The sequence below is a fragment of the Streptomyces sp. NPDC046349 genome, assembly GCF_055587885.1.
The window spans coordinates 136,589-162,100 of sequence record NZ_JBVJFK010000014.1; the positions used below are offsets into that span (position 1 = coordinate 136,589).

A 25,512-nucleotide genomic window follows, 5' to 3' on the forward strand; every position below is an offset into this window, starting at 1 on the left:
ACACGGGCGCCGTGCCCCGAAGCTCGCCCGTCAGAGGGTTTCGCTGAGCGAGTCCGCCAGGCGGCGCCGGGCCGTCCGGGTCGCCGGCAGTGCCGCCGCCGCCACCGCGCCCAGCACCGCTGCGGCGATCACCGTCAACAGCACCGGGACCGGAGGCAGTTGCGCGATCCCGGCGCCGATGCCACTCGATGCGCCCTGGGTGTCCACCAGCCAGGTGCCGAACAGGACGCCCAGGGCCGTGCCCGCCACCGCGGCCACGAGCGCGGTCAGGCCTGCGGCCGTGACGATCATCGCGCCGATCTGCCGGGGCGTGAGCCCGATCGCCTTCAGTGCGAGCAGATCGCGGCCCCGGTCGCGTACGCCCGTGCCGATCAGGGTCAGCAGTTCGATCAGTCCGATGAGGGTCAGTACGGCGATCAGGGCGCCGATCACGCCGCGTGCCGGTTCCAGCCGGTCGGCGGGGTTGGGTGTCTCGCGTATCTCGAGGGTTCCGCCGGCGGCCGCGGCGAGTGCGCCGCTCACGGCCCGGGGGTCGGCTCCGTCGCGCAGTTCCAGGGCGTGGTAGGCGGGACGCAGCTGCGGGTCGCGCTCGCGCAGCGCGTCGAGGGTCGTGGTGATCACCCGGCCGCCGGATTCGGGCTCGATGGTGCGGCCGACGAGGTGCAGGATCTGCGGCCGTCCGCCGACCGTCATCCGTACCCAGTCGCCGACCCGTACGCCGAGGAGGTCCAGCAGCCCCTGGCCTGCCACCGCCTCGTCGGGTCCGGCGACCGCGCGCCCTTCCACCACCGCGGAGGGGTAGGGCTGCCGGGCCGTGCCGAGTCCGCGCAGCGTGATGGTGCCGGTCTGGCCGGGGACGAGCGCCGCCATCTCCGCGCCCGGGTGGACGGCCTCGATGTCCGGGGCGGCCGCGAGGGTCTTCTCCAGCTCCGCGTCCGACGGCCCGGCGGGCTGCTCGGCCCGTACGGTCAGTGCCGCGGCCAGCCCCATCCGCGCGGGGCGGCTGCGGAACTGGTCCAGGGTCGACCAGGCGACGAGGGCGACCGTGATGAGCACCAGGGGCAGCGCGAGTCGGGCCACCGGTACCAGGGTCCGGCCGCGGCGGGGGAACGCCGCGCGCCATCCGAGGACGAGGGCGGGCGGTACCCGTACGCCGAGTGCCCGCTTCCCGAGCGCGGTCATCGGCGCGGCGGACGGCAGCGCGGCCCGGGCCACCGGCACCGGGGGGACGCGTCCGGCCCGCCAGGCCGAGAGTCCGGTGGAGGCCGCGATCAGCAGCACCGCGCCGACGGGGATGCCGATCATCAGGGCGGTGTGGCCGGGCAGGTCCTGCCACACGGCGGCTGCCTCCCCGATCCGCCCGGGTATCCGGGCGCCGAGCAGGGCGATCGCCGTGGTACCGAGGGCCACACCGAGGAGCGCGAAGGCCAGATGCTGGACCAGGAAGCCGCGCGCGACCTGGCCCGGGGTGAAGCCGATCGCCTTGAGGACGGCGATGTCCCGGAGCTGGCCGCGGACGCGGGCGCCGATCGCCCCGGACGCGGCCAGGGCGGCCGCGAGCAGGGCGCCGAGGCCGAAGACGGCGAACATCGCGCCGAGGAGGCGGTCGTCGCCGCCCGCGTCGGCGCGGGCCTGCTGCCACTTGGTGACCTCGGCAACCCGGTCGGCGCCCAGTACGGTGACCGCGCGCTGGACGATGAAGTCCGTGTCGTCCGGGTCCTCCAGGCGCAGCCCCACGCTCTGCCCGGTGTCCGCGCGGGCGATCTCCTCGAGCGTGGCGGGGAGTACCCAGCCGATGCCCGCGGCGCCGCCCGGCTGGTAGCGGGGTTCGGCGACGTCGGCGGTCCCGCTCACCCGCAGCAGGTGCGGGGTGCCGTCCGGGCCGGTGACGCGTACGGTGTCGCCGGGCTCCGCCCAGAGGGCCCGCGCGACCGACGTCTCCAGTACGACGGAGCCGACGCCCTCACCCGAGCCCGAAGCACTGCTCGAGCCCGTGCCCGAGCCCGAACCAGTACCCGATTCCGTGCCCGAGTCCGTGCCCGGGGCGTGGCCTTCGTCCGGCGCCTCGAGCCAGCTGCCCGCGCCGACGAGCGGCCGTCCGGTCTGCGGGGGCTCCACCGGGGCCGCGCGGAGCGTCACCGCGGCTCGGGCGCCGCGGGACTCGACCGTGGTCGCCGCCGTGCGGTGGGGACCCGACAGTGCTGCCACCCCGTCCACCCGGGACAGGGCGTCCGTGTCCGCACCGGCGCGGGTGTGCAGCCAGATGTGGGCGCCGTGGGACTGGTTGAAGACCCGCTGCCAGGGGTTCGCCGCGTAGCCGAACAGTGCACCGGCCAGCAGGAGCGAGGCGATGACCCCGGCGCTGGCCAGGACCACGAAAAGGGCTTCGCCGCGGTGTGCTCGGAAGTCTGCCTGCGCCCAGCGCAGGGTGGCCCGCACGGTCACTCCTTCAGTTCGAGCACGCCGGAGACGCCGCCGGCGGGCCCGGGACGCCCGCCGCCGAGCTGTGCGTCGTCGGCTATTCGGCCGTCGAAGAAGCTGATGACGCGGTCGGCGGCGCTGGCCATCCGGGCGTCGTGCGTGACCATCATGATCGTCTGGCCGCGCTGGTGGAACCGGGTGAGCAGCCGCAGCACCTCGCGGGTGCCCTTGCTGTCGAGGCTGCCGGCCGGTTCGTCGGCGAGCAGCAGCCGGGGGTGGTTGACCAGGGCGCGGGCGAGCGCGACCCTCTGCTGTTCGCCGCCGGACAGTTCTCCGGGCATGGACCGCTCGCGGCCTTCGAGTCCGAGTTCGGCGAGCAGTTCGGCGCGGGAGTCGCGGGCCGCCTTCGGGGAGACGCCGGCGAGGAGGGCGGGCAGTTCGACGTTGTCGGCGACGGTGAGGTTGGAGACGAGGTTGAAGAACTGGAAGACGACGCCGATGCTGCGGCGCCGCAGCACGGCCCAGCGGGCCTCGCGGTATGCGTCGACCCGCTCCCCGTCGAGCCACAGCTTGCCGCCGTCGGGCCGCTGGAGGCCGCCGATCAGGTGCAGCAGCGTGGACTTGCCGGCTCCGGACGGGCCGGTGACGGCGACGAACTCGCCGGGCTGGACGGACAGGTCCACACCCCGGACGGCGGGCACCGGCGCGCCTTCGCCGTGATGCGTCTTGGTCAGCCCCTCGGCGCGGACGATGGGCACGGCCGGTCGGACGGCGGGCAGCACGGCTGGAGCGGCGGTGGTGTCGTCGCTCATTCCAGCTCCTCCTGACAGCGTTCCAGCCAGTCGAGGTCCGCCTGCAGGTGCAGCATGGCGCCCTCGATCAGCAGTTGGGAGATCTTGTTGTCGCGGTCCTCGGCGGCGGCCAGCTTCGACAGGTCCCGCATGGTGTTGAGGTACTGGCGCCGCTGTTTGTTGATCAGGGCGATCGGGTCGGCCAGACCCGATTGCGGTGCGAGCGCCAGTTTCATGAAGAACTCGTCCCGTACCCGGGGTTCCTCGGCGGTTTCCTCGAACCACGCCAGTACGGCTTCGCGCCCGGCGTCCGTCAGCTTGTACGTGCGTTTGTTGGGGCGGCCCGACTGTTCGACGTCCTCGCCCTCGATCAGGCCGCTCTTCTCGAGCCGGCCGAGGGTGACGTAGATCTGGCCGACGTTCGGCTGAGGGTACGCGGCGCCCAGGAGCTTCTCAAGGTCCTGCTTGAGCTCGTAACCGTGCGCAGGGCTACGGGTGAGGAGCGCAAGGAGCGCCAGCCGCACTTGCCCCCTCCTTCCCCCTGCGTAGTCAACCGTTCACTGGCGCCCGGCCGGATGCCGCCGACGTCCGTCCTGTCTGCCTGGACGTCTAGTATCGCTCATGCCTAACGGGTATATATAGGCCACGATGGTCGGCAGTGCAGCCGGATCGTGTTCTGGGAGGAATCTATGCGGTGGATGCGTGCCGCGGGTAGAGCTCTCCTGGTGGTGGCGGTCGTGCTGGCGGGGTACGCAGGTCTCGGCGTGCGTCCCGACGCGGGCGCGGCTTCGGACGCCCGCGGCCCCCTGACGCTCGTCACCGCGGGCGACCTGACCGACTACCTCGGGCCCCTCCTCGACGACTGGAACGCGAGCCGTCCCGACGAGCGGGTGACCCTCGTCGAGCTGCCCGACTCGGCCGACGAGACCCGGGCCCAGATGATCAGCGAACTGCGATCGGGCCGCGACCGGTTCGACGTCTTGAACATCGACGTCGCCTGGACGTCCGAGTTCGCGGCGGCCGGATGGATCTCGCCACTCGACCGGGGCCGGTTCCCGCTGGACGCCTTCCTGCGGCCGGTCGTGGACACCGCGACCTTCGACGGACGGTTGTACGCGGTGCCGTACGTCACGAACGCGGGCCTGCTGTACTACCGCAAGGACATCCTGGACCTGGCGGGCGAGCAGCCGCCGCGGACCTGGTCCGAACTGGCCCGTCAGGCGCGCACCATCGCCCCGCAGCACGGGCTGGACGGCTACGCCGGGCAGTTCCTCCCCTACGAGGGGCTCACCGTCAACGTCACCGAGGCCGTGCACTCGGCGGGCGGTTCGATCCTGCGCGACGACGGCGCCCGTGTCACCGTGGACTCCGACGGGGCGCGGGCCGGGCTGCGTTTCCTCGCGGACGGGGTGCGGGAGGGCTGGATCTCCCGCGAGGCGCTCGGCTACAAGGAGGAGGAGTCCCGGAAGGCGTTCCAGGACGGCCGGCTGCTCTTCCTGCGGAACTGGCCCTACGTGTATGCGGACGCGAGCGCGGCGGGGTCGAAGGTGGCGGGCCGGTTCGGTGCCGTGCCGCTGCCGGGCGCCGACGGGCCCGGCAGCAGCGTGCTGGGCGGCTCCAACCTCGCCGTCAGCAGCCACGCGCGGCATCCTGCATCTGCGGCCGACCTGATCTCCTACCTCACCAGTGAACGGGTGCAGCGGCGGGTCCTCACCGAGGGCTCGCTGCCGCCGGTGCGCGCCGCGCTGTACCAGGATCCCGAGCTGGTGCGCGCCTATCCGTACCTGCCGACCCTGCGCGAGAGCGTGCTGTCGGCGGTGCCGCGCCCCAAGAGCCCGCGCTACGACCAGGTGAGCCTCGCCGTTCAGGCCGTGGGGCAGGACGTCATGGCGTTGCGCCACACACCCGACGAGGCGGTGGCGCGGCTGGCGCGCGAGCTCGGCGCCCTTTCCCGTACGGGCTGACTGCACTTCCGCACCTCCCCGAGGGCTCCTACTTACATGTTAAGTAGGAGCCCTCTTGCGTGCATCAGTTCATTCACGGACAAACCACCCCAGCTTTTGCCTGTTTCTGGACACATCGTTGACACCTTCCAGTCGCCGCTACTTAACATGCATGCATAACAGCGCACCTGATCCAGGGCGCTCTCGCATTCAGAGACAGGTCGACGCGAGATGCTCAGCACCCTTCCGGCCGGTACCGGTCACCCCTCCCGCAGCGCCGCCCCTTCCGCCCCGTGGTGGCGCGACGCGGTGATCTACCAGGTCTACGTCCGCAGCTTCCTCGACAGCACCGGGGACGGCGTGGGCGACCTCGCCGGCGTACGCGCCGGGCTTCCCTACCTCAGGAAGCTCGGTGTCGACGGCATCTGGCTCAGCCCCTTCTACCCGTCGCCGCAGCACGACCACGGCTACGACGTGGCCGACTACTGCGGCGTCGACCCGGTCTACGGCGACCTCGCCGAGTTCGACCGGCTGGTGGCCGACGCCCACCGGCTCGGGCTCAGGCTGCTGCTGGACATCGTCCCCAACCACTGCTCCAGCGAGCACCCGTGGTTCCGCGAAGCGCTCGACGCGGCGCCGGGCAGCGCGGCCCGCTCCCGCTTCCACTTCGCTCCGGGCCGCGGCCCGGAGGGCGAGGAGCCGCCCAACAACTGGCGTGCCATGTTCGGCGGCCCGGCCTGGAGCCGGACCACCGCGGCCGACGGCACTCCCGGGGAGTGGTACCTGCACCTGTTCACGCCCGAGCAGCCGGACCTGAACTGGCGCGACCCGGTCGTGGGCGACGACTTCGAGCGCGTGCTCCGCTTCTGGCTGGACCGGGGCGTCGACGGATTCCGTATCGACGTCGCCGCCGGACTCTTCAAGCACCCCGAGCTGCCTGACTCCGACGACCCCGGGGCGGACGAGCGGGCCCGCGACGCCGTCAACCAGCTGGCCTGGAACCAGCCCGAGGTGCACGGCGTGTGGCGACGCTGGCGCTCGGTCTGCGAGGAGTACACCGCCCGGGACGGTCACGAGCGGCTGCTGGTCGGCGAGGTCTCCGTACCCACCGCACGCGAGCACGCCGAGTACGTCCGCCCCGACGAACTGCACCAGGCGTTCTTCTTCGACCTGCTCAGCGCGCCCTGGGACGCCGACGCCTTCCGTACGACGATCACCGAGGCGATACGCGACATCGCCGGCACCGGCTCCACCGTGACCTGGGTCCTCAACAACCACGACCAGGTCCGCACGGTCACCCGCTACGCGGGCGAGCCCGGGGTCGAGGGCAGCGGACTGGGAGCGGCCCGCGCCCGCGCCGCCGCCCTCCTGATGCTCGCCCTGCCCGGCGCCGCCTACGTGTACCAGGGCGAGGAACTGGGCCTCCCGGAGGTCCTCGACCTGCCCGACGAGGTCCTCACCGACCCGATCTTCCGCCGTACGGGCAGCCGCAAGCACGTACGGGACGGCTGCCGCGTACCCCTGCCCTGGTCCGGGCACGCCTCTCCCTTCGGCTTCAGCCAGGAGGCCGCCGGTGTCAAGCCGTGGCTGCCGCAGCCCGAGTGGTTCGCCGAACACGCCACCGACCGCGCCCTGGCCGACACCCGCTCCTTCTGGCACCTGTACCGCGACGGCCTCCAGCTGCGGCGCACCCTGCCGCAGCTCGGCGAGGGACCCCTGCGCTGGCTCGATGCGCCCGCGCAGGTGCTGGCCATGGCCCGCGGCGAGGGCCTGATCTGCGCGGTCAACTTCGGCACGGAGCCGGTGCCCGCACCGGTCGCCGGTACGCCGCTGCTCGCCAGCGGGCCCTGTCCCGACGGGGTGCTCCCCGCCGCGACCGCGGCCTGGTGGGCGGGCGAACTCCCGGCTCCCGGCCCGGCGGCCGCGCAGCCGTAAGCGCCCGCTGCAAGCCCCCCAGCCCTACCCGGCAGCCACGCCCCCTCGGCGCTGTCACCCCGCAGTCCCCCAGCAGCCCCTCCCCAGCCCAGGACCTTCCCGAAAGGACCCGTCATGCGACGACCCGGCAAGACCACCCGACGCAGTGCCGCCGCCACCACCGCGGCCCTCGCCCTCGCCCTCGGCGCCACCGCCTGCGGCGGCGCCACCGGACCCGCGAGCGGCGGCGGGCTCAGCGGCCAGACCGTCACCGTGGCGGGCGTCTGGACCGGCGCTGAACAGGAAAGCTTCAAGAAGGTCCTCGACGCCTTCACCCAGAAGACCGGCGCCAAGACGGTCTTCGTGCCCTCCGGCGACAACGTGTCCACCTTCGTCGGTAGCAAGATCGAAGGCGGCAACGCGCCCGACGTGGTCATGGTCCCCCAGGTGGGCGTGCTCCAGCAGTTCGCGAAGGAGGGCTGGCTCCGGCCGCTGTCCGAGCAGACCTCCCGGACGGCCGGGTCCACCCTCGCGCCGGTGTGGAAGAACTACGGCACGGTCGACGGCACGTATTACGGGCTCTACTTCAAGGCCGCCCACAAGTCGACCGTCTGGTACGCGCCCGAGGCCTTCGCCCAGGCCGGCGTCACCGAGCCCAAGAGCTACAGCGACATGCTGAAGGCCGGCCGCACCCTCGCGGACTCCGGCCGCCCGGCCTTCGCCATAGCCGGCGAGGACGGCTGGACCCTCACCGACTGGTTCGAGAACATCTATCTCTCCCAGGCCGGACCGGAGAAGTACGACCAGCTCGCCCAGCACAAGCTGAAGTGGACCGACGAGAGCGTCGTGCGGGCCCTGACCACCCTCGGGGAGCTGTTCAAGGACAAGCAGCTCGTCGCCGGCGGCGCCCAGGCGGCGCTGGGGACCGACTTCCCCTCGTCGGTCGCGCAGGTCTTCGGCCCGGAGCCCAAGGCGGGCATGGTCTACGAGGGCGACTTCGTCGGCGGTGTCGCCAAGGGGCAGTTCGGCAAGAAGCTCGGGCAGGACGCGAAGTTCTTCCCCTTCCCCTCGGTCGACGGCGGCCGCGCGCCGGTGGTCAGCGGCGGTGACGCGGCGGTCGTCCTGAAGGACGGCAGGAACGGCGAGGCGGGCATGAAGCTGGTCGAGTTCCTGGCGAGCTCCGAGGCCGCCGAGGTCTGGGCCGGCGCGGGCGGCTTCCTGTCCCCGAACAACGAGGTCGACTTCGCCAAGTACAGCGACGACACCACGCGCAGCACCGCCAACTCGCTCATCGCGGCGGGCAACTCGATCCGCTTCGACATGTCGGACCAGGCCCCGGCCGCGTTCGGCGGTACGAAGGGCGCGGGTGAGTGGAAGCTCCTCCAGGACTTCCTGCGCGACCCCTCGGACCCCCAGGGCACGGCCGCGAAGCTCGAGGCCGAGGCCGCCAAGGCCTACGGGAACTGAGGCCACAGCCATGGCTGACACCATGACCGACCGCCCCGCCGCCGACCACCCCGCCACCGGCGGGCCCTCGACCGGTCGCCCCGCGGTCGACGGACGGCGCCAGGCCCGGCGCAGGAAGCGCCGCCTCGCGGTCGTCTTCGTCCTGCCGGCCCTGCTGCTGCTCGGCGCGCTCGTCGTCTACCCCGTCCTCTTCTCCTTCGGGCGCAGCCTCTTCGACGCCGACGGCGACCGGTTCGTCGGGGCCGCCAACTACGCGGCGATCGTGCAGGACCCGGCCACCCTCAAGGCCATCCGCAACAGCGCCGTCTGGGTCGTGGTCGCCCCCACCCTGCTCACCGGACTCGGGCTGCTGCTCGCCGTGCTCACCGAGAAGGTGCGCTGGGCGACCGCGTTCAAGCTGGTGCTCTTCCTGCCGATGGCCGTGTCGTTCCTCGCCGCGGGCATCATCTTCCGGCTCGCCTACGAACAGGACCCGGACCGGGGCGTGCTCAACGCCGCCGCCGTCGCCGTCCACGACGGCTTCGACGACGCCGCCGCCTATCCCACGGCCCGGCCCCGGGAGGGCCAAGGCCTGACGGGCGGGGCAGGCGGCCCGTACAGCTCCGCGGCGACCGTACGGCCCGGGGGCTCGATCGGCCTCGGATTCATCGGGGTCGCACCCGAAGCGATGCCGGCCGGCGCGCGGACCGCGTCCGATCCTGCCTCCCCGGCGGGCGCCGCACCCGGCGCGGACACGATCGGGGGTGTCGTCTACCTCGACTTCGCCCCCGGCGGGGCGGGGACACCGGGCAGGGTCGACCCGGGCGAGAGGGGTCTGCCCGGCATGACGGTCGAGGCCGTACGGGACGGCCGGGTGGCCGCGACCGCGACCACTGCCGAGGACGGCTCCTTCCGGTTCGCCGGGCTGGCCGACGGCGACTACACCGTCCGCCTGCCCGCGGCCAACTTCGAAGCCCCGTACCAGGGCGTGAACTGGCTCGGTCCGGCGCTGGTGACGCCCGCCATCATCGGTGCCTACCTGTGGGTCTGGACCGGCTTCTCGATGGTCCTGATCGGCGCCGGCCTCGCCGCCATCCCGCGCGACGCACTGGAGGCCGCACGCATGGACGGCGCCACCGAGGGCCAGATCTTCCGCAAGATCACCGTTCCGCTGCTCGCGCCGGTGCTCACCGTGGTCTTCGTGACCCTCGTGATCAACGTGATGAAGGTCTTCGACCTCGTGTGGATCATCGCGCCCGGACCCGTCCAGGAAGAGGCGAACGTGCTGGCCACCCGCATGTGGATGGTCTCCTTCGGGGGCGGCAACGACCAGGGCCTCGGCAGCGCGCTCAGCATGGTGCTCCTGCTGCTCGTCGTCCCGGCGATGATCTTCAACGTCCGGCGCTTCCGAAGGAGTGGAGCATGAGCGGCCACAGCACCGCCGAACGGCACGGCCCGTCCCGGCGGACGCCGACGGTCCGGCCCGTCGCCACGTCCTCACCCCCGCCCCCGTCCGCTTCGGCCTCCGCGCCCGCCTCCGCACCCGGACGGCGCCGCGGAGGCCGGGTCTCACGCCTCCTGGGCAGCTCCGCCGTCCAGGGCGTCCTGATCCTGGTCGCCCTCGTCTGGATCACACCGCTGGCGGGCCTGCTCCTGTCCTCGCTGCGCTCCGAACAGGACAACGCCACGGACGGCTGGTGGACCGCGCTCGCCGATCCCTCCCAGCTGTCCCTCGACAACTACACCGCCCTGCTGGGGGATTCCGGCATCGGGGCGGCCTTCTGGAACACCGTCCTGATCTCGGTGCCGACCACCGTCCTGGTCGTCGTCATCGCGGCACTCGCCGGATACGCCTTCGCCTGGCTGGAATTCCCCGGCCGGGACGGCGTCTTCCTCGTGGTCGTCGGACTCCTCGTGGTCCCGGTGCAGATCGGGCTGCTGCCCGTGGCGAAACTCTTCGGCGCGGTGGGCCTGTTCGGGACGATCGCGGGCGTCGTCCTGTTCCACGTCGCCTACGGACTGCCGTTCGCGATCTTCCTCCTGCGCAACTACTTCGCCGAGATCCCGCGCGAGATGCTGGAGGCCGCCCGGATGGACGGCGGCAGCGAGTGGCGGATCTTCTCCCGGCTCGTGCTGCCGCTCGGCCGCCCTGCCATCGCGAGCCTGGCCATCTTCCAGTTCCTCTGGGTCTGGAACGACATGCTCGTGGCACTGCTCTTCGCGGACACCGGGTCGCAGCCGCTCACGGTCGCGCTGCAGTCCCAGATGCGGCAGTTCGGCAGCAACATCGGCGTCCTCGCGCCGGGGGCGTTCCTGTCGCTGGTGGTCCCGCTGGTCGTCTTCTTCGCCTTCCAGCGGCACTTCGTCCAGGGCGTGATGGCCGGCTCGGTGAAGTAGCCGACCGGACGAGTCCGTACGCAAGCCTCCGCATGGGTGTCCACGCTCATGCGGAGGCGTCCGCGTGCCCCCAGGCCGGCTCCATGAACCGGCCCGAGTGGAAGCCCGCCGATCACCGGCGCGGAGTGGAGCGTGTCTGCTCGCCGTCCACGCCCTGGCTGAGCCCGGCCTCAGGAGTCGGGCGGCGCCCGGCCCACGGCCGGGCCTCCTCGAGCTGCGCCGCCACCCGCAGCACGGACACCTCGTCGTCGCGGCGGCCCACCAGTTGCACGGCGAGCGGCAGGCCGTCCGCGCCGTGGCCCGCGGGTACGGAGGCCGCCGGGTGTCCGGTGACGTTCCACAGCGCGGTGTAGGCGACCATCGGGCGCGAACGCGCCAGCGCGGTCAGCAGCCCGGCGCCGTCCAGCGCGCCCACCGGACGCGGCCGGGCGGCGAGGACCGGGGTCAGCAGCAGGTCCATGGAGGAGAACATCCGCTCGGCGCGCTGCGCCAGCCGCTCCCCCGCCCGGATCCCACGTTCCACGGCGGATTCGGGGATCAGACGGGCGAGCGCGAGTGTGCTCCGGGTACGCGGCTCGAGCAGTTCGGGCCGTTCGACGGCGGCGGCTTCCGCACGCACCCCACCGCAGAACTGCGCCGCGAACGGGACCGTCGCGTCCGGATAGCGGGGGTTGACCTCCCGTACGTCGTGACCCAGTTCGCGCAGCGCCCGTACGGTCTGCAGGAGTGCTCCGACGTGCTCGGGATGCGGGCGCACCCCGGCCACGGCGGACTTGGCGGAGTAGCCGATGCGCAGTCGGCCGGGCGGGGTCTCCAGGGCCCGCAGCCAGCCGGTGCCGACGGGGCGGGCGCTCCAGCGGTCGGCGGGCGTGGTGCCGGCGAGGACGTCGTAGAGGAGGGCCGCGTCTCGGACGGTGCGGGTCAGCGGTCCCACAGTGCCGAGGGCGTACCACAGGTGGGCGTTCGGGGCGGTGGAGACCCGGCCGCGCTGCGGTTTGAGGCCGAACAGCCCGCAGCACGCGGCCGGAATGCGGATGGATCCGCCGCCGTCGCCGCCGAGCGCCGCCCCGACGAGTCCGGCCGCGACGGCCGCGGCGCTGCCGCCGCTGGAGCCGCCGGGCGTCCGGGTGGTGTCCCAGGGGTTGTGGGTGGTTCCGTGGGTGTCGGACTCGGTGAAGGGCCACTGGCCGAATTCGGGCATCGCCGTCTTGCCGATGACGACGGCTCCCGCGGCGCGCAGGCGGCGTACGGCCTCCGAATCGGCGGCGGCGGGGGTGTGGTTGGCGGCGCCGCCGAAGGTGGTGACCTGCCCGGCGACGTCGAGCTCGTCCTTGACGGCGATGGGCACGCCGTGGAGCGGGCCCCGCGCCTGCTCCGCGTCCGCGTCCCGGGCGTCGGCCTCGGCGAGGGCCTGCTCGGCGAGGACGACGCGGAAGGCTCCGAGGGCGGGGTCGAACCGGTCGATGCGTCGCAGCGCGGCTTCGACGAGGGCCCGAGAGGTGACCTTTCCGGTGCGCACCAGCTCGGCCTGCCGCTCGACTCCCTGGAACATCAGATCCGCGTCGTCCCTGTCCATGCCCGCCCCTTCGCCCCTACCTACGGGTAACCCGGGCAAGGCTGTCGCCCCACCGCTCCCGCGTCAAGCCACGGTTTCGGACGGCGAAGAGGACATCCTCTGCGGCGGGACCGCCGGGTCGAGGGCGCCACGGAGTCGGGCGGCGCCCTGCCGCCACCGCGGTCCGCTCGGGGCGTCCCCCTCAGCTCGACCGGCTCGGAAGCATGGGTGACCACCCGGTCGAGCGCCTCGGCGGCGAGCAGCCGGGGTTCCCATGCCGGAAGCCCCGGTACCGCTCCGGAAGGGCCGTACACCGAACAGCCGGCGCGTCGACCGGATGCCGGCCGGCGACCAGGGCCGCCGCGGACACGGCGCGATCGGTGTCCGGCGCGCCGAGTGGTCGGCAGCGTCGGCGCACCGCAGGAGCGCACCGCGGATCAGGGGCAGGCACTCTGCCGGAGCGGCGCCGTCGAGGTCTTGGGGAAACCGCCGACGGGTGTCATGGTCGAAAGGGCCGACCGGGAAGGGTACATCTGCCGTACGTCGAAGCCGACTCGGGGTGGCAGTGCAGGGGGGTGGGCGGGGGCATGCGGGCCGGTGGGGCCGGGATGCGGGCACCTTCCTGCCGTTCCTCGAACATCCCCATGGCACCGCCCTCGCCCCGGCCGAACGGCACGACCCCCGGCTGGCGGTCCTGGAGGGGACGGTCGCGTTCCTCCTCGGCTGGGCCAACGCCCCGCTGTCGTACCGCAAGGAGAGCACGCGCGGACCGCCGCCGGACGTCGTCACCCTCCTGCGCCGCGATGGGGCCTGATTCGATGCGGTGGCCGCGGCCGTCGGCCGGTGACGACCACGTGATGCGGTGCTTCGCCGACCGCCCGTGCCGGCGGGCCGCCCGCCCGCTGCGTATCCCGGGCCACCAGTGGTGGTGGGACGCCCGCACTAGCCGGCGAGGGTGGCCGCGTGGTCGGGAACGGCGTTCTGGAGTTCCTTGGGCGGGCGCACGTAGCCGGTCGGGCGGGGCCGCGGCGGGAGGGTGAGCGACGGCAGGGCCACGTCCTCGTACGGGACCGAGGACAGCAGGTGGGCGATCATGTTGAGTCTCGCACTGCGCTTGTCGTCGCTCTCGACCACGAACCAGGGGCAGTCCTCCGTGTCCGTGTGGACGAGCATCTCGTCCTTGGCCCGGGAGTACGCCTCCCAGCGGGTGAGGGACTCCAGGTCCATCGGGGAGAGCTTCCAGCGCCGCAGCGGGTCCTGCGTGCGGCGGCGGAAGCGTTCTTCCTGGACGTCGTCGCTGACGGAGAACCAGTACTTGCGGAGCAGGATCCCGTCCTCCACCAGCATGCGCTCGAACACCGGGCACTGGCGCAGGAAGCGCTGGTGCTCCGCGGGGGTGCAGAAGCCCATCACGTGCTCCACGCCGGCGCGGTTGTACCAGCTGCGGTCGAAGAGCACGATCTCGCCGGCAGCCGGCAGGTGCTCCACATAGCGCTGGAAGTACCACTGGCCGCGTTCGCGCTCCGTCGGCTTCGGGAGGGCCGCGATGCGGGCCACGCGCGGGTTGAGGTGCTCGGCGACCCGCTTGATCGTTCCTCCTTTGCCCGCCGCGTCGCGTCCCTCGAAGACCACGACGAGACGGGCGCCCTCCGTGCGCACCCATTCCTGGAGCTTGACCAGCTCAGTCTGCAGCCGCAGCAGCTCCTGCTCGTATGCCGCCCTCTTGAGACCCATGGCGCTCGCCTCCCCGTCGGGGTCCGGTGTGTCGATCAAGTCATTCACGGCGGGCATCCGAGCGCAATGACGTCTGTCCGGCCCGGGCGTGTCGGCACGCCCGTGGCCGCGGTGCGGTGACTCGACGTCGAGGGGCGGTCGGTCCTGCACGCCCCTGGCGGGCGACGTGGCACGATCAACGCCCCGGCTCACCGCGCTGGCCGTACTCGTCGGCGTACGGCCACCCGGGCCGACTCACTCCGCGGCCACTGCGGCCCCCAGGCCGACGGGCAGGGGAAACCGTACGGGCGTTGAGGCCGAGCGTCCGCTGACCGGAGAAGGGCCCGCCGCCGCAAACATGCCTCCGCGTGCGCCGCCTCCGCGTGCGCCGCCTCCGCAAGCAGGGTCGGCAGCGGATCCGCGGTCGCCGTGGTCGGAGTTCGGATACTCGCTCTCATGGTCCGGACGCCGGTACGGCCAGCGCCTGTGCCACGGCCGCGGTGGTGGCCTCGGCGTGACCGGGTACGTAACGGGCCGCCCACGGCCCGACCAGGTGCATGAAGGCCGCCAGGTCGCGTTCCGCGCGGGAGAGCAGGCCGCGCAGTTCGGACACCCGCAGCTCGATCACCGGGCTGTCGTCGTTCTCGGCGTCCACGGTCAACCGGACGCCTTCGCCGAGGCGTTCGGCGCACGGTGACGGGTTGTGGCCGAAGGAGGCCCAGCCGGAGCCGTCGAGGACCTCGGCCCAGCCGGACCGTTCCTCGATCCCGTTGCAGCAGCCCGGCACCAGCGTCACGCCGCGAACCGTGTCGGTGATCCGGAGCCCGCCGGACGCGAACAGGTCGTCCATGGTGAACAGGCCGTGCAGGAAGGCCCCTGGCGGGTCAGCGGGGCGCGGCGGGCGGCCGGCGGCGGGCTCGCAGTCGTTGCACACGGCGATCGACATGACCGCCGTACCGACCTCCGCCGGGGACAGCGCACCGCTGAGCGGCAGGAACGAGTACGGCTCCGCCTCGGCCAGCGGCCAGAGGTCGAAGCCTTCACGCGTCGCCTGGATCTCCAGGACCGGCTGCAGAACGATCACCTTGGCAGTCTGCCCGACGCGCGTCCTCGCCGGCCACGGCGGATGTCGTGGTCAGGTCCGCGGCCGCGCCCACGCCTCCAGCAGGGCTTCCCGGACGGCGGGCTTGGGTGTGCCGTCCGAGGCGTGCTCGCGGCCCCACGCCCCGGGGGCGCACGGGTCCGCTGTCCCGGCGACGAAGCGGGCGAGGAGATCCTGGGAGAGTGCGGCCTCATGGGCCTGGTATCCGCCGGCCGCCGCCGCGTACACGGTCACCTCCTGCGACCCGGCCTCCGTCTCCAGCCGCAGCCTCATCTCGGGCGGGCCCTCCCCCAGGAACGCCCCGGCCGCGGCCGATACCATCGAGCCGAGAAGCCTCGAGACGCGTCCGGGCGTACCTGCGGTGGGCACGTCCTCCACCACGGCGGAACGCAGTTCCGCCCACGTCCACACCCGGGAGCCATCGGGGTCGACGGCCTCCAGCCCGTCGGAGGTCAGCCGGACGCAGCCGCCGACGGCGGTCGGCGGCGACCCCAGGTACACGGCGTCCGCGGTCACCCAGAACAGTCCGACCATCGCCACAAGCCACGCTCCCGCTCTCGCCCGTCTCCCCGGATCGGCCCCGCCGCCCCCGCGAGGTCCGTCCGTCCACCCCTACCGCCCTGCGGCACCGGGACACGGCAGACACGCCGGTGACCTCAGGCCAGGCGGCTGCTGATGCGGTATCGCATGTCGCCGGCGGCTCGGCGGATCTCCTCGGGCTGCCCCTCGTCCTCGAGCAGGCCGAGCAGCACGATCAGCGCACGCGCCTCGTCCTCGCCGATCAGCTTCAGCCTGGGCTCCGTGACCCCGTCGAGCAGTGCGTCCAACAAGTCGAGTACGTCATCCATGCCCATACCAACGCCCGACGCCCCGACGACGTCACCCCGGCACGCACCGATCGGTCGGTTCCCGCCGGGGAGTGGGTGAGGACCGCCTCCCCGAAGCGAAGGAGAAGGCCCCGCAAACGCTGCACGATCGGGTCCTCGACGGCCCTCCGCATCCCTTGCGTGAGCCCGCACCGTTCATCGGGTCAAGGGCAGTTGCCAGAACAGCCGGTTGTCCAGGGCCCCGGTCAGGTAGGGCACGCCGTCGGTGTGCCCCGACCCGTGGGCGTCGCCGAGCATGCGGGCGGCGAGGCCGCGATGGGCCGACTTCCACCGCTGGTGCCTCCTCTCCAGCCGGCCGAGGGCGGCGTCGAGGCGGCTCCACGCCGCCCCGCCGGGGCCTCCCTCGCGGCGGAGGTCGAGGTAGGCGCGGGCGACGGTGTCGCGGTCGGGGTCCTGCGCCTCGGCCCGTACGGCGGGGACACTCGTGAAGGCGGGTGAGTGCAGGCGCGGAGCGGGCGGCACGCCGCAGAGGCTCTCGAAGCGTTTGTACTGTTCGGACTGGATGGCGCTGGCGCCCTGGGTGTAGTGGCGGAACGTGGAGAAGTGTTCCGCCCGCATGGTGGCGACCGTACGGAACAGCCCAGCGGCTCGTTCGAACATCGCGACCGCGTCTTCTATTCGCTCGGCGCATTTCTCTGGATTCCCTTCACGCAATGCCATAACGGCCGATGTCACATGTTCGACCATCGCGGTGAAGAGCATTTCATGGGCCTGGAGAATGCGGATGAAGAAGTATTCGTCGTGCAATACGTAGACCGGCTGGACGGTCACGTCGAACCACGCCCAGGCGTCCGTCGCAGGCGGCCGGGGCAGACGCTCGGCGAGTGCCTCGAGGCGCGCCCCGGAGGTGTCGTCCAGGCGTGACGGCAGGCCGCCGGCCGCGGATCCGCCGACATCCTGGGCGACGAACCTCAGGGCGTGCCGCAGCCGCGTGCTTACCGTCTCGGCATCCGGCCGGCCCCGGCCGGGCCCCTCCCGCGAACCGCCCGCCGCCCCCGCCTCGAACCGGACGACATCGGCCATGAGCAGGGTGGACATCCGGTCCGCGCTCACCGCGGAATTCCGCTCGTCCAGGAGGAGCTCCAGGACCGGAAGTGAAAGATAGGTGCGATTCCAGAAACGTCCTTCGTGTTTGTCCAGCAGACAGTCGAGAAAGGCGTGGAGAAAAGGGAGGCCTGCCGCATCCCTGTGGCGGATTTCGCTCAGGCGGAGCAGCATGCGCCTCGGCAGGAAGTGCTTCCCCGTGCGCCGCACGTGGTCGTTGACGGACCGGGCGAGGGCCAGGCCGTCGGATTCCACCGGGATCCGGTCCGCGGCCACCCAGCGCCCTACCGCCCGCAGGGGGGACGCACACCCCTTGTCCTGAGGAGTCATCGCCTCTCACCTCTCCCGTGTCGCCGTGTGGCGGCACCGGGTTCCACCAGACATCACCGGAGGGCCAAAGGTCATGTCTCGGAAGTTCGTGGCTTGACAGCAGCAGCGGAGGCAGCGCTCGGGAGGGGCTGCCGACGTCATGCGTGGACGACGGTCCGACCCCCGATGGCCCAGAGGCCGGCCGGGACCGTAGTGCATCGCGCGGTCCGGGCGGGCTTGTCCGGGTCCAGCAGGTCGGCGCCGGCCCGACCGACCCCGCGCTCGCCGTGCTCGTCGGCCGGGTGGAAGGTGAGCCCCGTCCGGGGTGTCGGCCGGCAGGCCCGGTGGTCGGGGGCAGGCCGCCGGCCGGGGTGGCGGTGGCCGCGGCGACCCGCCCGGTGACGGCGCCGTCGGCGCCGTCGGTCATGCAGGCCGCGTCGAGGTCGTCCCACTCGGCGCCCTGCCCGAGGAACACGTGCTGGACGACGGCTCGGCCACGGGTGCGACCGGCGACGGTCCGGGGCCCGACCCGGGCGGTGAGCCGCTCGCCTGGGCTGGGGCCCGGCCCGTGCGCGTGGAGCAGGCTCCGGCTGCGCAGCGTGAGGCGCTCCACCCACCCGGATCCCGGCACCGATCCCGGCCCCAATGCCAGTGCCGACCCCAGCACGAATCCCGGCACGGATGCCGGCACGGATCCCGGCGGGGCTGCCGATGCTGCGCTTGCGGTGCCTGCTCCGGCCGCGAGGGCGCCCGTCGCCGTGCCGAGTGCGACCGGGGTGGGGAACTTACGCATGGTCAGACCTCCATGGTGAGTGGCGAGTCGGATACTCGCCCACTGCCTTCAAGGTCTCAGCTCGTCCAGGTCCACGGCCTCCCCCGACAGGGGGGACCGTCTCCCCCGGACGGGGGATTCGACATGACGTTAGGGTGAGGTCATGCCCGCCATGATCGTCCCGCCGCAGCGGACCCTGCGACTGGAACCCGTCACCGCCGACAACTTCGACGCGGTGTGCGCCGTACAAGTACGCCCCGACCAGGCGCACCTGGTCTCCCCCGTGGTCAAGTCCCTCGCCGAGGCGTACATCCACCCTGCCAGCGCCTGGCCGCGTGCCGTCGTCGACGGCGACGACGTCGTCGGCTTCGTGATGGCCTTCCACGACATCCTCTGGGACCCGGCGGGCGATCCGACCGACCGGCGCAGCGGCATATGGCGCCTGAACATCGACGCGGGCCACCAGGGCAAGGGCTACGGCCGTTTCGCCGTTCACGCCGTCATCGAGGAGATCCGCCGGCGCGGCACCCACCGGACGGCACACGTCAGCTGGCACGCCGGCTCGGGCAGCCCCGAACCCTTCTACCTCGGCCTCGGTTTCATCCCCACCGGCGAACTCATCGGTGACGAACGCGTCGGTGCGCTCACTCTCGACCCGGCCGCCGCGCCTCCGGCGGGCTGAGGACCACCGTGCCCCCGGGGCCCGGCGCCAGCCCGGCGCCGGGCCCGGCCGTGCCCGTGCGGAACGCCTGCGGGCTCATTCCCCGCACCCGTTTGAAGGCCGCGGACAGGGCGAAGGCGCTGCCGTACCCGACCCGGCGGGCCACCCTTTCGACCGTGGCATCCGGCTCTCGCAGCATGTCCGCCGCCAACGCGAGACGCCAGCCCGTCAGATACCCGACCGGCGGCTCCCCCATCACCTCCCTGAACCGGCGTGCCAACGACGCCCGTGACACACCTACCCGTACGGCCAGCTCCTCCACGGTCCACCCGTGGGCCGGGCTCTCGTGCAGCAGCCGCAGCGCCGGGCCGACCACCGGATCGCTCTGGGCGCGGAACCAGGCCGGCGCGCTCGAATCCGCCGCTGAAGGCCACGCCCGCAGAACCCCGATCAGCAGCAGGTCCAACAGCCGGTCAAGTACGACCTCCTGGCCCGGCTCCTCGCTCGAGATCTCGGAGGCGAGCAGGTCGATCAGGGTCGCGTCCGCCGTTCTCGCCGGTCTGACCAGAATCGTCGGCAGTGCCCCCAGCAGTCGGCGGCCGATCTCGCTCGGCGCCTGATAGGTGCCGCTGAGCATCACCGCCGAACCCGCGTGCTGGTGGGCCGTTCCCCACGTCCGCACGCCCAGCGCCATGGACTCAGTGACGTCCTCCCCCTCCGGAGTGCTGCACCGCTGATCCGGCCCCACCGTCACCGTCACCGGCGTGTCCGGGGCGTCGGCCACCGTGTACGGATCCGGCCCGCGCACCACCGCCACGTCGCCCGGGGCGATCATCACGGGCTCGCCCCCGTCGGGCAGCATCCATGCGCAACCGCGCACCATCGTCGCCACCGACAGCGGAGCTCGGTCCTCGATCCGCATCGCCCACGGCGGGTTCAGGACGGACTTGAGGAGGAAGGCACCCCGGGCCTGGGGGCCCTCCAGCAGACCGGTCAACATGTCCATGCGTACATCTTCTCCGCTCCCGCGGCCCCCGGGCCGGTGCCGGCCCGGGGTGACGTGCGGTCGGGCCGGTCAGTTGGCCGGGGCGTCCCAGGCACCGGTGGCCGCCGCCTCGCGGGCGAAGTCCGCGAAGTCCCTGGGCGCCCGGCCCAGGACCTCTTCGACTCCGTGGACCAGGTGCGCGTTGCGCCCGTCCCGGATCAGCGTGAACAACTCCGCGACGTCCTCCGGGGCGCCGTGCTCCCGGAGCTGCGCACGGTAGGCCTCGTCCGGGACCGGCACATAGGCGATTTCACGGCCGGTGACCTTCGACAGCTCGGCGGCCACGTCCGCGAAGCTCATGAGCCGTGGTCCCGACAGCTCGTAGGTCCTGCCGATGTGCCGGTCGTCGGTCAGGGCGGCCACCACCACGTCGGCGATGTCCTCGGTGTCGACGAACGCCTCGACCGCGTCCGAGGTCGGCAGGGCGATCACACCGGCCAGCACCGGCTCCAGGAAGAGGCCCTCGTCGAAGTTCTGGTTGAACCAACTCGCCCGTACGACTGTCCAATCGGCCCCGGAGGCCTTCAGCTTCTCCTCGCTGCGCTGCGCGGCCTCTTCGCCCCGTCCGGACAGCAGCACGAGACGACGCGCCCCCGCGCCGACCGCCACCTCGACGAAGGCGCCCACCTGCTCCACTGCGCCCGGGAAGGCGAGGTCGGGGTAATAGGTCACGTACACCCGGTCGACGCCCTCCAGTGCCGGGAGCCAGGTGCCGGGCTCGTTCCAGTCGAAGGCCGGCTGCCCGCTGCGGGAACCGACCCGAACGGGCCGGCCCTGGACGGTGAGCTTCTCGGCGACCTTGCGGCCGGTCTTGCCGTTCCCTCCGATGACGAGGGTGAGGGCCTCTTCGGTGGTCTGTGCGTCGTTCTTCGTCGTCTTCGTCATGACCTCAGTCAAATCGAGCGGACCGAGACGCGACATAGCCGAAACGCTCACCCACATACGCGAGCGTCCATGCGAGGGTGGGTGGTGTGGTCTTCCCCGCACGACTGCAGCTGCTCACGGAGGACGGTCGCCCCCCGTACGAGCTCAGGAAGACGGTGTGGGCGCCTCCGGCCCGTGCCGCCTCCAGAGCTTCACGACCTCGGCACCCGCCGGCGCCGGATGCCGGCGGTCCACCCAGAGCCCGACTGGCGATCGCCGGCTCAGAGAAGCCTGCGTCCGCTGCCCGATGCGCCACCTCTGCCCCAGGATGCTGCCCCGCCTGATCGAGGTGGAAGAGGACCTGCTCACCCGACGAGCGCGGCCGGGTACCCGGACCAAGGCTGAATCGGCGAGATCGAAGGCATCGGCCTCCCCTCACCGCCCCCACCGACTGCGGGAATCTCAACGCCGGGACCGACGACCAGCTGTCCACCTCGGCATCCCGGCCCGCCGCCGACCGAACGAGTCCGAAGGACATTCCCCGAACCGAGGCCTCGAAATACGAGCTGTCACCGAAGGATGACGCTCACACCCCGTGCCTCGAAGATCTCCAGGAGCAGGTCGAACAGCACAGGCTCGCCATCGCCGGCGGGCACCCGCTCTGCCAACCGCGTTCGAGCCTCCTCCGAGAAGTGCCAGTGCAAGGTGAACGGAGTGGTGGCGCCCCAGCCGCCTCGCAGGCAATCGTCCAGAGCGTCCAAGTTCCAGCCGAAGTATCCCCCGGGCCCGTTGATGGCCTCACCGATCGCACAGTAGAAGGCGTCCCTGTCCACGACGTGCCGACCGTCCAAGGTGAACACCTGACCTGCAGGCGCATCGGGCTTCCCCTGTCGTTGGTACTCCTGGGACAACAGGGCCACCGACAGCCATGCGTATCGGTCCGCAGGTGCAGGTCCGTGCCACATTCCGGTGTGGTTCAGGCGACCGGTGCGGACCAGCTCCCACAGTCGTTCCGCGCCGGGCAGGGCGTTCTCGCACCAGAGCGTCACCGTGAGGTCGACGAGGCCGGCGCCGCGGGCGGAGGGCTTGACGTCGAGGACGGTGACCTCGTTGACGAAGTAGGACCCCATCGTGACGCCGTCACGATCAAGGAGCTCGAACCAGGCGTTTCCTGCCACGGCGCGACGACTGCCGACATGATCGGCGCACCTCGGTAGACGACCCCGCGGGAGGCAACCTGCAAGGTGCACTCGGCGTGCGCCCTCCCTATCCGGCAGCGGAGTGAACAACCCCTCCGCCTCGTGAGCGAAGCCCCAGAAGTCGCTGTCGTCCTCGTCCGAGGTCAGCGCGTACTTCTGCCCGTCGCCACACCACCCTGATGTTCGCATCGCACCCCCCGGGAGAGCGTTGATCCTACGACGCACGGGGATCTGCCCGCTGCCGCCGGCCAGGGCGGGTCGTGCATCGATCGGCGACGGCCTCACGCCGGTCTTCGTCGCCGCCGACGGAATGTGAGGGGCGGTCGCCGGCGGTCGTGGACAGTGTCCGACGACTCAAGTGGGCCGGGGGGAACGGAACGTGCGTGTCGGGGTGTACCTCGCTCATCCACGGGACGGGCCCTCGTGCTGAACACCTCCGACACCCCGGCCGAGCGTGAGCAGAGCGGTTCGGCGACCCCCTCCAGAGGATCTGGGCGAGGTGGTCCTGCCGTACGCGGAGTCGTCGACGTGCGGCGGACCGTCTTCCTAACGTCACCGGCTCCACCGACGAGGCGCGCCCGGCCTGGTTGCGCCAAGCCCGGCAGGAGGCTGCGGCGCTGGTGGTGTGAACGCCGTCAGGCCGCCGGGATCGTGGCCGTCGGTGTGTTCCAGCCGGAGATCCGCAGCCGCGGCGCGGCGCCGCGCAGGTCCGCGGTCCGGTACACGGCGGTCAGCGTGACCGACTCCCCCGGCCAGAGGCTGACCTGGTTGTCGGTCCACCGTACGGGCAGCACCGGTGATCCCTGCGCCCCCACGAGGTGGACGTCCGTGAGCAGTGCCGGGGTGCCGCCGGGTCCCGCGTGGCGCAGGGTCACGGTCGTCGTGGAGGTGCCCGAGGAGTCTGCCGTCGTCGCGGCCGTGGCGGCGACCGCCGTCGGCGCCATGGAGTTCAGCCCGCGGAGATCGGCGTAGGAGGTGGTGGGCGTGTAGTACCAGTCGCTGCGCTCGTAGTCGAGGACGTCGGCCTGCGTGGAGAGCCAGTAGACGTTGCGGCTGACCTCGCGTCCGGCTGCGTCGGTGAGGAGCAGCCTGGCGAGGTAGGTGGCGGGCAGGCCGGGCACCGACTCGGGGAGCGTCAGCGCGGTGCTGCTCGCGCCGCCGCCGGCGACGTTCAGGCCGGTCACCGAGCGGTCGTACTTCCGCGTGCCGTCGGGGGCGAAGAGCGTCACCCGGGCCGTCAGCCCGGAGGCGGGTGCGGTCCGGTTGTTGACGACGGTGACCGCGTGGTCGTCGTATCCGTACTGGACGTGCAGGGGCTCGTTCGCCTTCTTCGCGCCGAAGTAGGCACCGCCCTGGTCGAGGTAGCGGTCCACGAGCTGCCAGTGGAGCGAGGTCCAGCCGCTGTTGAACATCCAGTAGATGACGCCGGTCGACGGATCGTCGGGGTCCTTGGCATTGCGGGAGTACGCCTCGAACTGCGCGCGGACGTTCTCGTACTGGGCGAGCTGCGCCTTGCGTACGTAGTCCTCCAGGCTCGCCGGGGGCCCGTAGCGGGCGCTGAGGGCGGCGTCGTAGAGCTCCAGCGTGTCGAAGGTGGCGGACGGGGAGCGGTGGTACTGGCGGGCGGCCGGTTCCTTCCACAGGGTTTCGAGTTCGGCCGGGGTCATCATGCGGCGGAGCGTGTCGAGGGTGGGAATGTCCGGGCCGGCGCTGGTCTCCGCGTTGAAGCCGCTCGCTCCGCCCTCGCGTTTGTCGTACCAGTAGCCCGGCGGGACCCAGTCGTACGGTCCGGTCATCTTCATGCCGGAGTGGCCGGTGATCGGGGACGCGGTGTCGGCGGCCGCGGGGATCACGGGAGCGGTCCAGTCGGCGGCCTTCAGCGCGTCGAGATATCCGCGCTCGATCTGCTCGTTCGGGGCGGCGTCGCTGCCGATCAGGAAGGAGATCACGCTGGGGTGGTGGCGCAGGCGGGCGGCTTCGGCGGCCATCGAGGCCCTGGCGACGGAGTGGTCGGCGGTGGTCCACCGCTCCCCGGAACCGGCGCGGTTGAACTCGCCCTCCCATTTGGTGCAGCACTCCCAGCCGGGGAGCGTGAGGATCCCGTGGCGGTCGGCGAGATCGAAGAACTCGTCGGGCTCGATGTGGCCTTCCAGGCGGAGGGTGTTCAGGCCCAGGTCGAGGGCGTACTCGAGGCGGTCCTCGGCGTAGGTGGGATCCCAGCGCAGGAACGCGTCGGGGGACCAGCCGCCGCCCTTGACGAGGAGGGGGCGGCCGTTGACCTCGTACTGGCGGGCGCCGTCCGCGTTGAGGGGTGCCCGTACGTCGCGGATGCCGAAAGCCTGGTGGGCGGTGTCGGAGGGCGATCCGTTCACGGTCGCGGTGAGGCGGAGGGCGTACATCGGCTGCTTGCCCATGTGGGCCGGCCACCATACGCGGGGCGCTTGCAGGCGCAGCGCCGGGTGTTCTGCGGGGGTGAGGACGACGGCCCTGGTCTCGCGGGGGCCGAGTGTGACGCTGGTGCCGACGGCCGCCCCGCCCGCGGTGCCGGACAGGGTCGTGGTGACGGTGGTGTCGGAGTCGTTGCGCACCCGGGCCTTGACGGTGAGGTCGGCCGTGGCCATGGACGGCATGGCCAGTGCGGTCACGACGTGCGCGTCACGCAGGGCGACGGGGCCAGCGCGGCGGACGGTGACGTCGCGGACGATGCCCATGTTCTCGTCCGGTGGCGGTTGCAGCCAGTCCAGCCAGCCCATGGTGAGGTGCTTGCGCGGATTGTTGGGCTGGATCCGGAAGGCGACCGTATTGGTGCCCGGCCTGACGAGGGCCGTGATGTCGAACTCGTGACGGGTGTACGCGCCGGCGACGGTGCTCGTGGTGGCGATGCGGCGGCCGTTGACGAAGACGTCGGCGGCGGAGATCACGCCGCTGAAGTCGAGATGGGTACGGGCCGTGGTGTCGGCGACGGTGAAGTCGGACCGGTACCACCACGGAACGGCGAAGTCCGCGGCGGGGATCAGTTCCTGCTGGGTGGAATGGAAGGGGTCCGGATACACGCCGGCCGCCAGCAGCGCGGCGAGCACGGTGGAACGGGGTCCTGTGGGATACCAGCCGGTGGTCGGATAACCGGGGCTGGATACGGCCTCCGGTGTGTCGGCGACCTTCGCGGTGGACTGGACGGCGTAGCCGGAGAGCGGGGTGGCGCTGCCGGGCGCGGCGGGCACGGCGGTCTCCGCGGCCACCGTGCGGGGTGCCGTCCCCGCGTGTCGGGCGGCGGGAGCCGCGGCGCCGGTGGTGCCCGCCGTGAGGACGAGGGCAAGGCCGGCCAGAGCAAGGGCGACAGTCCTCGCGCGGCGGTGGCGGTGGGCGAGGCGGCGGAGCACGGGGCCTCCCGCGGGACGGGGCCCGGGATCGCGCGCGACCGAAGGCGGGCGCGGCTGGTCCTCGGGGCT

The 25,512-nt window shown here is 72.3% G+C and carries 20 protein-coding genes; 7 read left to right on the forward strand and 13 right to left on the reverse strand.

Annotation, left to right across the window (positions count from 1 at the left end; genetic code table 11):
* Positions 1–30: 30 nt before the first annotated feature.
* From ACZ6JS_RS29710 to ACZ6JS_RS29720, 3 genes are read right to left on the reverse strand one after another with little or no spacing between them, the layout of a single operon-like run.
* Positions 31–2,439: an ABC transporter permease gene (locus tag ACZ6JS_RS29710; protein WP_469302452.1), complete on the reverse strand. Its 2,409-nt coding sequence runs from the start codon at positions 2,437–2,439 to the stop codon at positions 31–33.
* A 2-nt stretch (positions 2,440–2,441) separates the two neighbouring features.
* Complete coding sequence (locus tag ACZ6JS_RS29715) at positions 2,442–3,233, reverse strand: ABC transporter ATP-binding protein (RefSeq protein ID WP_469302455.1); 792 nt, start codon at positions 3,231–3,233, stop codon at positions 2,442–2,444.
* Positions 3,230–3,736 carry a PadR family transcriptional regulator gene (locus ACZ6JS_RS29720; protein ID WP_031151728.1) on the reverse strand — a complete coding sequence of 169 codons (507 nt, stop codon included), beginning with the start codon at positions 3,734–3,736 and terminating at the stop codon, positions 3,230–3,232. Before ACZ6JS_RS29720 ends, ACZ6JS_RS29715 begins: the two co-directional genes overlap by 4 nt.
* 165 nt (positions 3,737–3,901) lie before the next feature.
* Here ACZ6JS_RS29720 and ACZ6JS_RS29725 point away from each other — a divergent pair, with 165 nt between their 5' ends.
* From ACZ6JS_RS29725 to ACZ6JS_RS29745, 5 genes are all read left to right on the forward strand, one after another.
* On the forward strand, positions 3,902–5,176 hold the full coding sequence (locus ACZ6JS_RS29725; RefSeq protein ID WP_469302457.1) for an ABC transporter substrate-binding protein: 1,275 nt from the start codon (positions 3,902–3,904) through the stop codon (positions 5,174–5,176).
* Between the two features lie 210 nt (positions 5,177–5,386).
* A complete protein-coding gene (locus ACZ6JS_RS29730; RefSeq protein WP_469302459.1) occupies positions 5,387–7,090 on the forward strand; it encodes a glycoside hydrolase family 13 protein in 1,704 nt (567 codons plus the stop codon).
* Between the two features lie 114 nt (positions 7,091–7,204).
* Positions 7,205–8,536: an ABC transporter substrate-binding protein gene (locus ACZ6JS_RS29735; protein ID WP_469302461.1), complete on the forward strand. Its 1,332-nt coding sequence runs from the start codon at positions 7,205–7,207 to the stop codon at positions 8,534–8,536.
* 10 nt (positions 8,537–8,546) lie between these two features.
* A complete protein-coding gene (locus tag ACZ6JS_RS29740; RefSeq protein ID WP_469302463.1) occupies positions 8,547–9,941 on the forward strand; it encodes an ABC transporter permease subunit in 1,395 nt (464 codons plus the stop codon).
* Positions 9,938–10,912, forward strand: a complete 975-nt coding sequence (locus ACZ6JS_RS29745; protein ID WP_469302465.1) for a carbohydrate ABC transporter permease — start codon at positions 9,938–9,940, stop codon at positions 10,910–10,912. The genes ACZ6JS_RS29740 and ACZ6JS_RS29745 overlap by 4 nt, the downstream gene beginning before the upstream one ends.
* 112 nt (positions 10,913–11,024) lie before the next feature.
* Here ACZ6JS_RS29745 and ACZ6JS_RS29750 read toward each other — a convergent pair whose 3' ends face one another.
* On the reverse strand, positions 11,025–12,488 hold the full coding sequence (locus tag ACZ6JS_RS29750) for an amidase (protein WP_469302466.1): 1,464 nt from the start codon (positions 12,486–12,488) through the stop codon (positions 11,025–11,027).
* A gap of 538 nt (positions 12,489–13,026) precedes the next feature.
* On the opposite strand from ACZ6JS_RS29750, the gene ACZ6JS_RS29755 reads away from it, so the two are divergent.
* Positions 13,027–13,281 carry a hypothetical protein gene (locus ACZ6JS_RS29755; RefSeq protein WP_469302467.1) on the forward strand — a complete coding sequence of 85 codons (255 nt, stop codon included), beginning with the start codon at positions 13,027–13,029 and terminating at the stop codon, positions 13,279–13,281.
* A 128-nt stretch (positions 13,282–13,409) separates the two neighbouring features.
* Here ACZ6JS_RS29755 and ppk2 read toward each other — a convergent pair whose 3' ends face one another.
* The 5 genes from ppk2 to ACZ6JS_RS29780 all read right to left on the reverse strand — a co-directional run bounded on the left by ppk2 (position 13,410) and on the right by ACZ6JS_RS29780 (position 17,387).
* Positions 13,410–14,201, reverse strand: a complete 792-nt coding sequence (gene ppk2, locus ACZ6JS_RS29760) for a polyphosphate kinase 2 (protein WP_469302650.1) — start codon at positions 14,199–14,201, stop codon at positions 13,410–13,412.
* 433 nt (positions 14,202–14,634) lie between these two features.
* Positions 14,635–15,264, reverse strand: a complete 630-nt coding sequence (locus tag ACZ6JS_RS29765; protein WP_469302469.1) for a hypothetical protein — start codon at positions 15,262–15,264, stop codon at positions 14,635–14,637.
* 51 nt (positions 15,265–15,315) lie between these two features.
* On the reverse strand, positions 15,316–15,822 hold the full coding sequence (locus ACZ6JS_RS29770) for a hypothetical protein (RefSeq protein WP_469302470.1): 507 nt from the start codon (positions 15,820–15,822) through the stop codon (positions 15,316–15,318).
* Between the two features lie 116 nt (positions 15,823–15,938).
* Entirely contained in the window at positions 15,939–16,130 is a 192-nt protein-coding gene (locus ACZ6JS_RS29775; RefSeq protein WP_469302472.1) for a hypothetical protein, read from the reverse strand.
* 174 nt (positions 16,131–16,304) lie between these two features.
* Complete coding sequence (locus ACZ6JS_RS29780) at positions 16,305–17,387, reverse strand: tryptophan 2,3-dioxygenase family protein (protein WP_469302474.1); 1,083 nt, start codon at positions 17,385–17,387, stop codon at positions 16,305–16,307.
* A 1,079-nt stretch (positions 17,388–18,466) separates the two neighbouring features.
* Here ACZ6JS_RS29780 and ACZ6JS_RS29785 point away from each other — a divergent pair.
* Positions 18,467–18,976 carry a GNAT family N-acetyltransferase gene (locus tag ACZ6JS_RS29785; protein ID WP_469302652.1) on the forward strand — a complete coding sequence of 170 codons (510 nt, stop codon included), beginning with the start codon at positions 18,467–18,469 and terminating at the stop codon, positions 18,974–18,976.
* Here the strand turns inward: ACZ6JS_RS29785 and ACZ6JS_RS29790 are convergent.
* The 4 genes from ACZ6JS_RS29790 to ACZ6JS_RS29805 form a co-directional block, all read right to left on the reverse strand.
* Positions 18,939–19,961, reverse strand: coding sequence for an AraC family transcriptional regulator (locus ACZ6JS_RS29790; RefSeq protein ID WP_469302476.1), 1,023 nt, complete (start codon positions 19,959–19,961; stop codon positions 18,939–18,941). The two genes, ACZ6JS_RS29785 and ACZ6JS_RS29790, sit on opposite strands and share 38 nt — an antisense overlap.
* A 69-nt stretch (positions 19,962–20,030) precedes the next feature.
* Complete coding sequence (locus ACZ6JS_RS29795; RefSeq protein WP_469302478.1) at positions 20,031–20,885, reverse strand: NmrA family NAD(P)-binding protein; 855 nt, start codon at positions 20,883–20,885, stop codon at positions 20,031–20,033.
* A 548-nt stretch (positions 20,886–21,433) separates the two neighbouring features.
* Entirely contained in the window at positions 21,434–22,042 is a 609-nt protein-coding gene (locus ACZ6JS_RS29800; protein ID WP_469302480.1) for a barstar family protein, read from the reverse strand.
* A 656-nt stretch (positions 22,043–22,698) separates the two neighbouring features.
* The gene (locus ACZ6JS_RS29805; RefSeq protein ID WP_469302482.1) at positions 22,699–25,443 is read right to left on the reverse strand and encodes a glycoside hydrolase family 2 protein; all 2,745 of its coding nucleotides are present in this window, start codon (positions 25,441–25,443) and stop codon (positions 22,699–22,701) included.
* Positions 25,444–25,512 lie beyond the last annotated feature (69 nt).